The organism is Dokdonia genika (assembly GCF_042652845.1).
Classification (GTDB): Bacteria; Bacteroidota; Bacteroidia; order Flavobacteriales; family Flavobacteriaceae; genus Dokdonia; species Dokdonia donghaensis.
The window spans coordinates 315,215-331,185 of sequence record NZ_JBHSHB010000008.1; the positions used below are offsets into that span (position 1 = coordinate 315,215).

The window sequence follows — 15,971 nt, forward strand, 5'->3', positions numbered from 1 at the left end:
ATCTCATAGTTTATGCTGTGATAATTAGTGTTATGATAAAAATGCTAAGACTAGAATTAGGGTAGGATTCCATTTTAAATTGATTTAAAAAACTGATTTACAGTATTTTAAATGTTTTAAATGCACGTTGGTTGTCGGGTGTAGTTTATACTGAGTCTGTAGGTGCCGTAAGAGAGTAATAATTTTAACCAGTCAAAACCACAAACCATTGAAAGAACTTAATAAATATAGTAAAGCGGTAACTCAAGATCCGACGCAGCCAGCTGCTCAGGCTATGTTGCACGCTATAGGACTTACAGATGAAGATTTTAAAAAACCACTTGTAGGTATTGCCAGTACAGGTTATGAGGGTAATCCTTGTAATATGCACTTAAATAATCTTGCACTAGATATTAAAAAAGGAGTACAAACCTCTGATCTGGTAGGTCTTATTTATAATACTATAGGTGTAAGTGACGGTATCTCAATGGGTACTCCTGGTATGCGGTACTCACTACCTAGTAGAGATATTATTGCAGACTCAATGGAGACTGTAGTACAAGCTATGTCTTATGATGCACTGGTTACAGTGGTAGGTTGTGATAAAAATATGCCGGGTGCCCTTATGGCACAGCTTAGGCTAGATAGACCATCTATACTCGTCTATGGAGGAACTATAGCACCAGGATGTCACGAAGATAAAAAGCTAGATGTAGTGTCTGCTTTTGAAGCTTGGGGAGAAAAAGTAGCTGGTAGTATTACAGAGCAAGAGTTTAAAACGGTGGTAAAAAAAGCCTGTCCAGGTGCTGGTGCGTGTGGTGGTATGTATACTGCAAACACGATGGCAAGCGCGATAGAGGCACTAGGGATGAGCTTACCTTATACAAGCTCTAACCCTGCAGTGTCACCAAATAAAACAGCGGAGTGTGCTAGAGTAGGAGCTGCTTTAAGAAACCTAATAGAAAAAGACATAAAACCCTCAGACATTGTTACTCGCAAATCACTAGAGAATGCGGTGAGACTTGTAACAGTACTAGGAGGATCTACTAATGCTGTGCTGCACTTTCTTGCTATAGCAAAGGCTGCACAAGTTTCATTTACACTAGAAGATTTCCAAAAAATAAGCGACACCACACCTTTTCTAGCAGATCTTAAACCATCAGGAAAATACCTTATGGAAGATTTACATAATGTAGGAGGAGTGCCAGGCGTACTAAAATATATGCTAGAGCAAGGTATGTTGCACGGGGACTGTATGACGGTAACTGGTAAAACTATTTCAGAGAATCTAGCAGTTGTAGACCATCTTCAGGCACATCAAGATGTTATTCATTCGGTTGAGAATCCTATTAAGGAGACGGGACACATCCGTATTCTTTATGGAAATATTGCAAGTGAAGGATCTGTGGCAAAAATTACCGGTAAAGAGGGATTACATTTTCGCGGAAGCGCAAGAGTTTATAACGGTGAGTATGCTGCAAACGCGGGTATAGGTGCAGGAGAGGTAAAAAAAGGTGATGTAGTCGTTATACGCTACGAAGGGCCACAAGGAGGACCAGGTATGCCAGAAATGCTCAAACCTACAGCGGCTATTATGGGTGCTGGGTTAGGTAAAGATGTAGCACTTATAACAGATGGTCGTTTTTCTGGAGGGACACACGGTTTTGTAGTAGGTCACATCACGCCAGAGGCACAAGTAGGAGGCGGTATTGCACTTATAGAAAATGGAGACACCATCGTGATTAACGCTGAGACGAATACCATTAATGTTGAGATAAGTGAGAGCGAACTAGAAGCACGTCAAAAGAACTGGGTAGCTCCAGAGCTTAAAGTAAAACGTGGGTCACTTTATAAATATGCTCGTATGGTCTCATCTGCGAGTGAGGGATGCGTGACAGACGAGTTCTAGCAAAATACAAGCACAATAAACAGACGCCTAGCGAGCGTGATAGAATAGAAATAACATTTAAAGCGTACAACTTATGGACGTGAAGACACAAAATACATCAGACACTGCGACTACCACAATGACTGGTAGTGAGGCATTGATACACTGTCTTGTAGCAGAGGGAGCAGACCTTATTTATGGGTATCCTGGCGGGGCTATAATGCCTTTTTATGATGAGCTACACAAGCATCAAGATAAAATCAAGCACGTCCTTACCAGACACGAGCAAGGAGCGACACACGCTGCACAAGGATTTGCCCGTGCCACGGGTAAAGTAGGAGTTGCCATTGCCACTTCTGGACCTGGAGCGACTAACTTAATTACGGGTATTGCAGATGCTCAAATAGACAGTACACCTATGGTATGTATCACAGGTCAAGTAGGATCTCACTTATTGGGTAGTGATGCTTTTCAAGAGACAGATATCATAGGTATCTCTACACCAGTCACAAAGTGGAATCATCAAATAACCAGGGCAGAGGAGATACCAGAGGTACTTGCAAAGGCATTTTATATAGCGAGATCTGGAAGACCAGGACCTGTACTTATTGATATCACAAAAGATGCACAGTTTGCAGAGTTTGATTTTGCTTACGCGAAATGTGAATACATACGCAGTTATACGCCCACTCCGGCAATTAATGAAACAGAAATAGCACGCGCTGCTCAACTTATAAATGAGGCCAAAAAACCAATGATAGTATGGGGGCAAGGCGTGATACTAGGTGAAGCCGAAAATGAGTTTAAAGCCTTTGTTGAGAAATCAGGTATACCAGCTGCTTGGACTATTTTAGGTGTCTCTGCAATTCCTACAGAGCATCCTCTTAACGTAGGTATGGTGGGTATGCACGGTAATTATGCACCTAACGTTTTGACAAATGATTGTGATGTTCTTATAGCTATCGGGATGCGTTTTGATGACCGTGTTACTGGTAATCTCGCGACCTATGCAAAGCAAGCTAAGGTCATACACTTTGAGATCGATCCTGCAGAGGTAAATAAAAATGTAAAGGCAGATATTGCGGTACTTGGTAACTCAAAAGAGACACTGGCAAAAATCTTACCTCATATAGAACAAAAGAGTCATAAGGCGTGGCACCAAAAGTTTAAAGATCTCTATGCTATCGAGTATGAGAAGGTCATAAAGAATGACATTTTACCTACTAAGGAAGGCCTTACAATGGGTGAGGTTGTAAACCTTATTAATAAACAAACTAACGGTGAAGCCATTATCGTAACTGATGTAGGGCAGCACCAGATGGTAGGGATACGCTATGCAGACTTTAAAAAGTCTAAAAGTAATATCACTTCTGGAGGACTAGGTACAATGGGATTTGCATTACCAGCAGCCATAGGGGCAAAAATGGGAGCACCAGAGCGAGAAGTCGTGGCCATTATAGGTGATGGTGGTTACCAGATGACTATACAAGAGCTAGGTGTCATCTTTCAGGCAGAGGTGCCGGTTAAGATAGTTGTGCTTAACAACGAATTTTTAGGAATGGTGCGCCAGTGGCAACAGCTATTTTTTGATAAGCGATACGCTAGCACCACTATGAAAAATCCTAATTTCTGTAAAATAGCAGATGCCTACGAGATAGAAAACCAGAAGGTAAGTACTAGAGAAGAACTAGGTCCAGCTATAGAGAAGATGATTGCTTCAAAGGACAGTTTCTTTCTAGAAGTAATGGTAGAGAAGGAAGATAACGTCTTCCCAATGATACCCACAGGAGCATCTGTATCAGATATAAGACTAGAATAATAACCAGTATATACAGCAGTAAAGTATACATAAACAGGTTACCTATGAGTGAAGTAAAAACATTTACCGTAAACATATATACCGAAAATAATATTGGGTTATTAAACCGTATTTCGGCAATATTTCAGCGTCGTAAGATTAATATAGAAAGCCTTTCTGCCTCAGAAAGTGAGATAGATGATGTGTTTAAATTTATCATCGTAGTAAATGTCACAGAAGAGCAAATGGCAAAAATACAAGGCCAGATAGAACGTCAAGTTGAGGTGATAAAGGCATTTTATCACACGGACGAAGAAACCATATTTACAGAGAGTGCGCTATTTAAAATTAAGTCAAATTTACTTTTTGAAGAACCACAAATTCAGAATATCATAAAAGAAAGTCAGGCGCGCATCGTGACAGTAAATAAGGACTTCTTTGTGCTAGAAAAAGCTGGTAGACGCTCAGAGATTGAGCTTGTACATAGAGAGCTTAAACCTTTTGGGATAATGCAGTTTACACGCTCTGGTAGAATAGCAGTTACAAAAACAGAGATGCCTATCTCCACACTATTACAACGTATAGAAGAGAGTAATGAGGTCGCCTTTAGCAAAGACCAATCTTAGATAACTTATATAAAAGAACTAATCCAACAACCTAGGAGGGTAAGACCGCTTTCGCGAAAGCAAAAAAAGAATTCTCCGCAATGTAATTACAATGAAAAATTATTTTAACACATTACCACTAAGGGATCAATTATCACAACTGGGAAAATGCCGCTTTATGGATGCCAGTGAGTTTGAAGATGGTATAGCTGCCATTGCAGATAAGAAAATCGTGATTGTAGGGTGCGGTGCACAAGGGCTTAACCAAGGTCTTAATATGAGAGATAGCGGCTGTGATATTTCTTATGCACTAAGAGAAGGAGCAATTACAGAAAAGCGCCAGTCTTATAAAAATGCAACCTCAAATGGTTTTACGGTAGGAACTTATGAAGAATTAATCCCTACGGCAGATCTAGTTTTAAACCTTACTCCAGACAAGCAACACACGGCCGTAGTAAAAGCAGTTATGCCTCTTATGAAGCAAGGAGCAACACTTGCTTACTCGCACGGTTTTAATATTGTAGAAGAAGGGATGCAGGTACGTGATGACCTTACGGTAATTATGGTAGCGCCTAAGTGTCCAGGGTCTGAGGTACGTGAGGAATATAAAAGAGGTTTTGGCGTACCTACACTTATCGCAGTACACCCAGATAATGATCCAGAAGGAAAGGGGCTTGCTCAAGCTAAGGCATATGCAGCGGCTACAGGTGGTCACAGAGCAGGAGTACTAGAATCTTCTTTTGTGGCAGAGGTAAAGTCTGACCTTATGGGCGAGCAAACCATCTTATGTGGTGTGTTACAAACGGGATCGATACTCTGTTTTGATAAAATGGTAGAGAAAGGTATAGACCCGGCATATGCGGGCAAACTCATACAGTATGGATGGGAGACTATTACAGAAGCACTTAAGCACGGTGGTATCACAAATATGATGGATCGTCTAGATAACCCGTCTAAGATTAAAGCATATAACCTCTCAGAAGAGCTTAAGGATATAATGAGACCCCTTTTTGAGAAGCATATGGATGATATTATCTCTGGTCACTTCTCAAAAACGATGATGGAAGACTGGGCTGCAGATGATAAAAATCTTCACACTTGGAGAGCAGCAACTGGTGAGACCAACTTTGAAAAGCAAGAAATCACATCACAAGAGATAAGTGAGCAAGAGTATTTTGACCACGGTGTGCTTATGGTAGCAATGGTAAAGGCTGGTGTAGAGCTAGCGTTTGAAACGATGACAGCCGCAGGTATTATAGAAGAAAGTGCTTATTATGAGTCACTACACGAGACACCACTTATTGCAAATACCATCGCAAGGAAGAAGCTTTTTGAGATGAATCGTATTATTTCTGACACGGCAGAGTATGGTTGTTATCTTTTTGATCACGCCTGTAAACCGCTCCTTACAGACTTTATGAAAACGGTAGATACAGATATTATAGGCGCTGCTTATGCTCACGATAATGGAGTAGATAATCAAGAGCTCATTGCTGTTAATGATGCCATACGTAACCACCCTGTAGAAGAAATAGGAGCAACCCTACGTAAGGCAATGGTTGCAATGAAAAAAGTAAAAACCGAAGAGCAAGAAGCTGTTCTAAGCTAGTACTTATTGCCACCTCGCGGTGGATACTTATGGAAGAAACGCTCAAAACATACATTCCCACACTCAAATCTGTAACAGATGCGGCAAACAGGGTACGCAAAGTGGTCTCAAAGACACCGTTTATGCGAAGTTTTACATACTCAAAAAGGTATGAGGCAGATGTTTTTTTAAAGCGAGAGGACTTACAGCAGGTACGTAGCTATAAAATACGCGGTGCGTTTAATAAAATAAGTACCCTTACAGATGAGCAGCAGCAAGCAGGTATTGTTTGTGCAAGCGCTGGTAACCACGCACAAGGTGTAGCCCTAAGTTGTGCAAAACTTCATATAAAAGGGACTATCTATATGCCTGCAACTACCCCAAAACAAAAGGTAGAGCAGGTACAAATGTTTGGTGACACTTGGGTTGAGGTTGTTCTTACTGGTGACACTTTTGACGATGCTTATGCAAAAGCAAGTGAAGCTTGCATATCTCAACAGAAAACCTTTGTACACCCCTTTGATGATGAGAAAATTATAGAAGGACAGGCAACTGTAGGTCTCGAGATGGTAACTCAGTCAGAAAAGCCTCTGGATTATGTATTTGTACCAGTAGGTGGCGGTGGCCTTATCGCGGGATTATCTAGTGTGTTTCATCATCTATCTCCAAAAACAAAAATTATAGGAGTAGAGCCTGGAGGAGCGCCTGCGATGATGAATTCTCTTTTACAAAATGAGAATACCACCTTAACAGAGATAGACAAGTTTGTAGATGGTGCAGCCGTACAACGAGTAGGGGAGCGCAACTTTAGTATTGTCCAGCAGCTTGTAGATCAAGTTGTGAGCGTGCCAGAGGGTAAAATATGCCAGACTATACTCGATCTGTACAATAGAGATGCCATTGTAGTAGAACCTGCTGGAGCACTTACTCTCGCAGTTTTAGATCAATTTAAAGAGGAGATACGTGGTAAGAATATAGCCTGTGTAGTAAGTGGGAGTAATAATGACATTACCAGAACCCCAGAGATTAAAGAACGAGCACTCTTATATCAAGGGTTAAAGCATTACTTTATTATTAAATTTCCGCAGCGAGCGGGCGCTCTTAAAGAGTTTGTGGCAGATGTGCTGAGTAGTACAGACGATATCACCTATTTTGAGTATTCAAAAAAGACCAGTAGGGAGCAAGGCCCAGCTATTGTGGGTATTGAGATAAAATCTCCAGAAGATCTGGAACCTCTAGTAGAGAGAATGCATAAGCGTAAATTCTTTGGTGAATATCTTAATGATAAACCCGAGTTGTTTCAATTATTGGTTTGAGTTACGCTTTCGCGAAAGCGTAATTATCTATAAAAATGAAAAGCCCTCATTAATAATAATGAGGGCTTTTTTTAATACATCGTACTTATGCTGCTTGTGGTAAACTACGGGTTAACCAGCCGCTTTTACCTGCGGTGGCAATGGCATATGGAGTTATCCAGAATAAACCAAAGGTATAGACAAGACTGTAAGTATATGCCCAGAATGATTCAGATGGCGTGTACTTTCTTGCATAAAATAAAACCGGAAAAGTGGTGACAATTAAAATACTTACAAGAGTTGACGTTAAAAATAAAATGGGATGTGTTGCTACAAATAGGAGCATAAATATAAGAAACGGGTAACTCATTAAAATAGTTAAAAACTGATTTACAAATAACAATCTTGCGCCTACTTTAGACTCTTTTCTAAAGTTTGTAAACACGTACTTTGCCATAGCTAGGTTTTCTCTTACGTTGCTACGTCCCCATCTTATGTACATTTTATAAAGACCTTTGTACTTTTCTGGTACATTAGTATAGGCATATGCATTTTTTTGGAAAAGCACGTGCAGTCCTTGTTTTAAGATCATATTAGTAAGCGCTCTGTCTTCTCCTATATCTGAAGATTTGCCCATAAACTTTTGATCAATCCATTCGTCTAGGCAAGCAAATACTGCATCTCTTCTGTATGCTGCCAGTGCTCCTGGTGTACATAATACTGCATTTACGTTACTCTCTGCGCTTCTCACAAACTCAAAACTAAGGGTGAAGCTCACATCTAGCATTTTTGGTAATAGAGCTCTTTCTTTATTGAGCACGCGTATGTTTCCTGCTACAGCTCCACACTTTTTATTACCTATAAAAGGGCTTACTAATAGTCTTAAGGTATTTGCATCTACTATAGAGTCACTATCTACTGTGATGAAGATGTCACCTTTGCCTTCATTAAAACCTCTGTATAAGGCGTGACGTTTCCCCATATTTTTAGGCTGCTGGCAGATAGAAACTCGATCACCTAGCTCTTTTTTTGCTTTTTGCATCCAGAACCAAGTGTCGTCTTGACTACCATCGTCTATAGAAAGTAGTTCTAGTTTGTGCATAGGGTAATCACTAGCTGCAAGACTTTTGAGGGTTGCATATACTTGTTTTCCTTCGTTGTATGCTGGAACTATTACTGTACACGTAGGTAGCTCTTGATCACTTACTGATGCTATAGGTTTGTATTTAAAATAGTGATATAAAGTATAGATAAAGAAGCCACTTTTAAAAACGAGTAGGGTAGAAGCAAAGGTCATAAAACCATAACCAAATATCGAGCTCTTACGCTCAAAGTCTAATTGTGAAAAATCATAACGAAGCATATATGCGATATATGCCGAAACGGCTAGAAGTAAAAAAGTTGCTAGAAGTACAAATACTCCCCAAGGGTTTTTTGAGTTTTTCTGTAAAGAGTTTTGTGGGTTATGTTCTTTATTATGAGATACAGTTGTGGGAATTTCTCTTGATGGATTGGTTGTTATATTCATATCTGGATTCATTCAAGTTTAACAATGGTTTGAATGGTTTTACGCCAGTTGAGAATCTTTGGACTACCGACTGAATGTTATTTAACATCTATATACTGTAATTAACTTTACCCTAAGATTTATGAGTGCTGGATGTTAAATAATGGAGAAAGCATAAAAAAAATAAAGGCTTCCAGATGGAAGCCTTTATAATACCTTGCTTATATAAGCAATGCTAGTGAATAATTAATTTTTGAGTCTCCATAGTTTGTGGCTTTTCTATATTAAGAATATATGCCCCTGGAGCAACGTCTAGAACAGGGAGTTCTATATGTGTAGCTTCATTATCTGGAGTCCAATCTTTTATAAGTTGCCCTAGAATATTGAACAACTGCAGCGATTTTATTTCGTAATCTTGAGACTTGTCAATTATGATTGCTTGTGAATCTGTATTAAAATAAACACTAATAGAGTCAGATTCAAAAGTGTCTTCTATTACGACTTCTTCTTCTACATCTGTATCTTGAGCTACTTCTTCATCATCTGTAGTTTCCTCTTCAGTTTGATCTTGCTCTTCTTCATCTGTAGTTTCTTCTTCATCTTGGTCTTCACTTTCTGCTCTTTGGAAAACGATGTAAAATCTATCTTCATAAGTACCTGCAGAGAGTGTTATGGTATACTTGTCTTGAAGATTTGTAATTTCTGTTGTAGTACCTAAAAGTTCATCAAGTACATAAACAGATACATTATCTGTATTAACATTTTCTAAGTCATCTAGTCCTATTGATATCTCCCCATCTATAGGTAAAGTAACTCTTACCGGAAATTGACGATCGTTTTCGATAGCTGGTACTCCTAGTATGATAGCCATTTCATCTTCGAGCATCCAGGTCATATCCTCAGTAGGATTTGATGTGATAACGCCATCATAAGCCCTGTCATAGTCAAAAGTTGTGTTCTCATCAATTGTCATAAGCAATTGTCTATGGAATTGACTAGGTGAATCAAATCCTATTCTAAACTTTTCTCTAAGATCTTCTTCCTGTACTACGGCATCCTCAATGTTACTGTCATCTGTATCTTCTTCTTGATCAGAATTAAAGAAGAATGTAGAAGAGGTACTCTCTTTTGCAAACGCTCTCTGTCTGTTGTTAAAAGTAGTAGTGCCAGTTGATACAGCCTCGACAAAGAATCCTTGGCCAACTGCTATAAAACGAGTTGGTGTTTTAGTTCCAGATCCAGTTTGACTCACAGCTGGATGGCTTACTGCTGGTGTACCACCACTTAAGGTATATAAAGCATACCCTGCTTGATAATCTGACAGGTAGTGACTTCCGCCTCCCCAGTGTTCCCAGAAAAGTAAGGTTCCAGTAAGATGAGGGTTATCGTTTATAAATGTATTTGCATCTATAGCGGATGGGAATGGATTACCAACAAGATATTGATTACCTGCATTAATTGTTTTGTTTATAGGCTGTGCTGTTGTTCCATTATTAGGTTTTCCTATAAATGTATAATTCTGTGGGTCTGGTACTGCTCCAGTACCTGGTCCCTTCATCGTGTATCCATCACCCGCAACTAAGTTTCCGGCGTTACCTATGTGCTCCCAAGCACTGTAGGTATTTGCAAGATTGTTTCGGTATGCAAATAACCAAAAGTCACTTATTGTTACAGGAGAGGTTGGTGCTCCGTTATATCCAGTTCCAAAAGTCATCGTTGCTGGGTTATTAGGGTCTGTGCCATCATTCATTATAGTAGAAATAGAATGACCTTGATTTATAGTGCTTGTATTTACAAGACCAACTGGCGAAGACCAAACGTTATACGAGTAGGTGTCTGATGTTCCTTGTTGATCTTTTTCTAGCCTACCAGAACTAGCTAGGTCAATATCACTATTTTCCGTTTGGATAAGTTGAGACTCGCCAACTAAATCCATTAAACCATCTAATTTTAAATAGTGAGAAACTTCAATTTTACTATCATTCTCAATACTTAATTCATTCGTTATAACATCTAGGCCTAAGACTGTGTTATTTTCATTAGTAGTTACATTATGTAAAGTTTGAACAATGTTCCAGTCTATAGTCTCATTAGAATCTACTATGGAAACAGCGCCAGGTATCTGTTGTGTACTACCATTCTCCCAAGTGTTGCTATTAGTCCAGTCCCCATTAGTTTCAGAAACATATGGTAGAGGAGCTGTTTGGAAATCTACAGTTTCTAGATTTTTTATAGCTGCCACGTGGTTATTGTCAGACTCATCTTTAACATTTGTAAACGTGTACCTATTCATAGGTAGATATAACTCTAGATTGCTCCAAGGAATAGTAGCTACTTCATTTTTAGAAATATTTTGAGGTATAATTTTTCCTACGACAGAGGCATCTGTAAACCTTTCAATTTCTTGGTTCATAATGAACTGTAATTGCTGTTGTGTAAGGTCATCATTCCATATCCTTACCTCGTCTATAGTTCCATCAAAAAAGTTTGAGGGGCTTGCGTGGTCTGTAGCTGCTATAAGGAAATGTTGATTTGAAGCAACAGGTGATGGTAAATTACGACCTGTATCTTCAACTCCATCTATATAAAATGTAACTCTAGTACCATTGTAGATTACTGCTATATGGTGCCATTCATCTTGAGGGAGTGCTGTAGAAGCATTATGCACACGAGTTGTGCCACCTGTATCTTCCCACAATATACGTGGTATGAAAGCTCCATCTAAACCTAGAGAATAACCTTCTGTTAAAGAAGTATTACTTTTTGAAATAATCTCTCTGTTACCGGAGTTGGGTCCTCTTTTTACCCAAGCAGAAATAGTAAATGGTCCGGTTAAATCTGCAACATCATCTGCATCCATATAATCTCTTACACCATCGAAGGTAATTGAACGCTCATAATAGTACTCAGGAGCGTAACCGAAAGTTATATATTTAGTGCCATCAAAATCATAGGTAGTCTCAAGGTTATCACCTATGACGTTCATAATTCTGTATTCTGAAGTTGGACTAAATGAGGGAGTGTCAGATATAAACATTAAGAAGCTACCAGGAGGTGTTATTGTTGCTGTTAAGCTCACTTCTGGAATTGAAATTTTCACTTCACCTACAGATCCAGTCTCAACTACCTTCCAAGTTCTTCTAATCGCGGTAAAATCTACCAACGTAGATAAACCAGCAATACCATTACTCATATCAACAGAAATAGGTGCTGCTGCTGCTAGTGATTCGTTATTGTTTCCCCATATAAGGAAGTTCTTATCTGTAAATGTATTTGCATTACCTGTAATGTTATCAGAATTTGTATCATAAATATCCGTAAGTCCCATAGTAATCATAGCGCCTGGATTACTTGATGTAGATTGCTTTTGGTTAAGTGTTGCATCGTCATCTCTACCTATACCAGCTATGTCATATGTATATCCTGTATGTATAGCGGTATCCCAAATAATAGAACCATCACTATCAACATAGTTTTCATCACCTTCTCTTGTTTGAGCTGTGCTGTTTGTACTATGTAAGGTTACGCCATTTTTAAGAGCAAGGTATGATTGTATTCTCCTTTGGTCATAATCAGAGTTTGGCGAAGAAAAACTAATAACTTCTGTTATTTTACCATTCATCCAAGTAGAAATATCTGTTCTGTTGAGTCCAGCCCTACTTACACCTAGTGAGTATGTTGAGTTGATAAAGTCATCATAAGGTAAAATTTCATTACTATTTGATGATCGAGCTGTAACGTTATCTACTTGGATCCCGTTCTTATATATTTCTGTAACATTACCAAGATTATTGGCTTTAATATTTACAATGATTACTTCATCAGTATATGAATCTGTAGGGCTAGAATATGCTCTTCCATAAGACTCTGTAGTAGTAGCGCTAACAGTTTGAGGCGTGGTACCTACCATATGAGATAACATATTATCACTGCCATTAAATCTTACAGAAATTTTTCCTGTCCAAAAACCACTACCATCTTCAGAAAATTGAGTATCACCAGCTCGTCCTCCAATGATTCCTTCATAAGCACTAGCTGTGGTACCGTCTATGGTTCCTTCTTGTTGCATAACTACCCAATACTCTCTACTATAAAGACCACCTTTTCCCTTTAGTTGAGTTCTATCGGCTTCGGTAAATTTAATTACGGGATTATGATTAATATTTTCATCAAATGTATCGTAATAAATAGGAGCATTTTCGTGAGTTAAGAGTGCGTCATTATCTGAAGCTTGGTCACTCCAGGTTTGCGTTGCTGCACCGCTTGTGGCAGCTATTCCATAATCTGATTTCAACCATAGTTTTAAATTCCCAGTTACATCACCAGGACCAAGAGGTGGGTTTGGTGGTATAACAATTGGGTTTCCAGATATTATTATGTTGTCAAAGTTTGCACCATCGTCAACACTTGTATCACCGTCTGAAGCAAAACGAACTCGAACTCGAACTTGATTATTATCATAAAGAGTAGCAGGTAATTCTATGAACGATTTACTAAAATCTGATTTATTAATGTTATTTCCGTCATAATTTATTCCAGACCATCCATCAATATTATTTCCTAAGCCATCAGCATCTGTTTCGGTATACCATCTCTTTTCGGCAAGTTCCGCTACAGTTCCTAGAATAACCCAATTTGTACCTCCATCTGGCGAGTACTCAATGTTCATTGCATCATCAGGATCATTATCTAGATTGTATCTTACATCAATCTGTAATCTAAGGTCAATATAACCAGAACAATCGATTATAGGACTCGTAACGTACGTATTACTATTAGGTGCATAGTTGTTATAGTTATCTGTATACCAGAAATTCCCTTCACTAGCTGGTTCATCTGGATTCATTCCATAAGCCCATACCGTTTGTCCTCCGGGATTTGTTACGGTCCATCCTCCGTTACTACTGTCAAAAGCCTCGTGGTATATTGTATACTGCGGGGTTGGATCTATGGAGGAGGTGGCTAAAAGTTCAAATGTATAAATCCCTTCATTTGTATCATTAGATCTTACTGTGATCGTTGGATTATCAGACCCTACAGCTCCAGGGAAATAGGTGATTTGAAAACTAGTTGTTCCTCCAGCAGGAATAACACTATTAGGTAATGCTGATACACTAAAGTTTCCACTCCCAGCACCAGTTATTTGAACTAAGGGTGTGCCGTTTAAAACGAGGTCACTTGTTCCAGAGTTTGTAATTAAGAAATCTCTTGTAGTAGAAGATCCTATAAAGGTGTTACCATAGTCTGTATTATCTGCTGTAGAAGGGGTAGTGTCTCCATCTACTATGGTCACGCCGTTTCCTGATATATCTATTTCTGGAGAGGTGGTAATTACACCCTGTCCAGTAATCGTAAAGTTGAAGGGGTTTTCATCACTATCATTATTTGCTATGCTCACAGTTGCTGTATGAACACCAGGTAAAATAGGAGTGTATGTAATTTCAAAAGTAGTAGATCCTCCTCCAGGGATAATATTATTGGCAGGTATCTGGCTTATTGAAAAATAACCAGAGCCTGTAATTTGAACATATGGAGAAGCTCCAGTAAGTAGTAGATTTGCAGAGCCTATATTATTTATATTAAATGTGCTCACCTTAGAGTTACCAATAAGGCTTGTGCCAAAATCTGTTGCGTTGCTTACTGAAGGGGTTGTACTTCCATCAGTCACTTGGTTTCCTAGACCATCGATTGCAATTTCTGGCTCTGGCCCTATAGATATTCCAGTAATATTAAAATTATAAGGATTTTCATTACTGTCATTGTTGGTAACAGTAAAAGTTGCGTCGTGGGTTCCTCCTAGAGTTGGATTATAAGTTATTACAAATGTTGCAGAAGCTCCAGCTGTTACGGTAGCTGGTGGAGGAGTGGTAATGGTAAATTCACCTGGGTTTGCTCCTCCTAATGTCCAGCCAGACAAGTTAAGTACCGCTGTGCCAGAATTTGTAATTGTAAATGTATGATTTAGCGTAGTTCCTGCAGTTATAGTCCCGTAGTCTGTATCGTCATTAATAGCTGGAGTTGTATCTCCATCAGGTATTACAATGCCTTGTCCAGAGATGGCTATCTCTGGCATAGGTACCGATGAAGTAACATTTATACCATAATCTTCTGTTTCTCCATAATAGGAGTCGTTTGCTAGACAAGGGGAAGGTTGACCAGCTGTACCGTCCCATTTACTTTGTACTCTCATAACGGTATAACCTAAGTTTGCTCCGGCAGGTACGGTTATACCTAATGGGGAATTTGAAGTGGCTCCATTAGTAACATTGACAGCAGTACCCGTGTTATATTCTTCTCCGGCATCGTTAAAATCACCATCTTGATTCCAGTCAATCCAAGCTCTCGTGCTAAACGCAAAATTTCCATTAGTATTTACCTGTACGGTAAGTGGATATGTAGAACCTTGTTCAAGATCTGTAGTCAAATAGCTAAAATCAGAATATCCATTATTTTGAATAGGAGTATTGTTGTCAATAGTATTTATCGCAACCCTTGTAATTGTAGATGGATTTCTAATAGCATATGGAGTGCAGTAATTTGATGTTCTTTTCACTCTTATGTTATCTATTGCCATATCACTTCGGTAGCCACCGCCTGTAGTACCTGAAATTCTTAAATTAAAAGTAGTATTAGTATAACTTGATAAATCAACCGTAGCAGTTGACCAAAAATCATCACTATTCACTTGTGATTGTCCAGATGTGGTGAAAAGAGTCGTCCAGTTTGTTCCAGAATCTGTACTGATATCTATGGTAAGTGTCCCTTGATTTGCACCATACATATGATAATCCATAGCAAAAAAAGCATCTGCCTCCCCAGCTAGGTCAAAACAAGGACTAATAAGCCTAGTGTTAGTATTAGGCCCTGGGTTCTCTCCAACACTAGCCTCAGTATAATAATATCTATTGCCTTGACTTGCAAAATTAGGACCTGTGTTAGGTGATGGCGTACCATTTGTAGATAGTGTCCAGTCACCACCATCGCTAATATCTTGAGACCATTGTCCTAATCCACTTTCAAAACTCTCTTGATATCCCATACCAACTACTGGTCCAGTACAAGCAAAGAAGTTTTCTTCATCTGCTATAGAAATAGCAAATAGTGGTTGAATAGAAAAAATAACCATAAGCACAAACGTGCAAAATAGCATAGAGGGAGTATTTTTTTTCATCGTACAATATTGTCTTTTAAAGGAGCCTTAGGGTCTTCAAAAATAGTTGGGAGCGCTAAATTACTAATTTCCACCATTAAAACAGTTAAAAATTGTTAAAATTGCGTAATTCAACTACAATTTGTGTATTTCATCGATGT

7 protein-coding genes are annotated in these 15,971 nt (G+C 38.9%); 5 read left to right on the forward strand and 2 right to left on the reverse strand.

The genetic code is table 11. The features are described 5' to 3' along the window. Positions 1 to 208: 208 nt before the first annotated feature. From ilvD to ilvA, 5 genes are all read left to right on the forward strand, one after another. Positions 209 to 1,888 carry a dihydroxy-acid dehydratase gene (ilvD, locus tag ACFO5T_RS05385; protein ID WP_380032618.1) on the forward strand — a complete coding sequence of 560 codons (1,680 nt, stop codon included), beginning with the start codon at positions 209 to 211 and terminating at the stop codon, positions 1,886 to 1,888. A gap of 73 nt (positions 1,889 to 1,961) precedes the next feature. Beyond that, positions 1,962 to 3,686, forward strand: coding sequence for a biosynthetic-type acetolactate synthase large subunit (gene ilvB, locus ACFO5T_RS05390; protein ID WP_380032620.1), 1,725 nt, complete (start codon positions 1,962 to 1,964; stop codon positions 3,684 to 3,686). A gap of 44 nt (positions 3,687 to 3,730) precedes the next feature. Then, positions 3,731 to 4,291: an acetolactate synthase small subunit gene (ilvN, locus tag ACFO5T_RS05395; protein ID WP_380032622.1), complete on the forward strand. Its 561-nt coding sequence runs from the start codon at positions 3,731 to 3,733 to the stop codon at positions 4,289 to 4,291. Positions 4,292 to 4,382: 91 nt separating this feature from the next. After that, positions 4,383 to 5,879, forward strand: coding sequence for a ketol-acid reductoisomerase (gene ilvC, locus ACFO5T_RS05400; RefSeq protein WP_380032624.1), 1,497 nt, complete (start codon positions 4,383 to 4,385; stop codon positions 5,877 to 5,879). A 29-nt stretch (positions 5,880 to 5,908) separates the two neighbouring features. Beyond that, positions 5,909 to 7,174 carry a threonine ammonia-lyase IlvA gene (gene ilvA / locus ACFO5T_RS05405; RefSeq protein ID WP_380032626.1) on the forward strand — a complete coding sequence of 422 codons (1,266 nt, stop codon included), beginning with the start codon at positions 5,909 to 5,911 and terminating at the stop codon, positions 7,172 to 7,174. An 85-nt stretch (positions 7,175 to 7,259) separates the two neighbouring features. Here the strand turns inward: ilvA and ACFO5T_RS05410 are convergent, their stop codons facing one another. Together ACFO5T_RS05410 and ACFO5T_RS05415 are read right to left on the reverse strand one after the other, a co-directional pair. Continuing rightward, the gene (locus tag ACFO5T_RS05410) at positions 7,260 to 8,693 is read right to left on the reverse strand and encodes a glycosyltransferase family 2 protein (protein WP_380032628.1); all 1,434 of its coding nucleotides are present in this window, start codon (positions 8,691 to 8,693) and stop codon (positions 7,260 to 7,262) included. A 202-nt stretch (positions 8,694 to 8,895) separates the two neighbouring features. Next, positions 8,896 to 15,831, reverse strand: a complete 6,936-nt coding sequence (locus ACFO5T_RS05415; RefSeq protein WP_380032630.1) for a choice-of-anchor D domain-containing protein — start codon at positions 15,829 to 15,831, stop codon at positions 8,896 to 8,898. Positions 15,832 to 15,971: the final 140 nt, after the last annotated feature.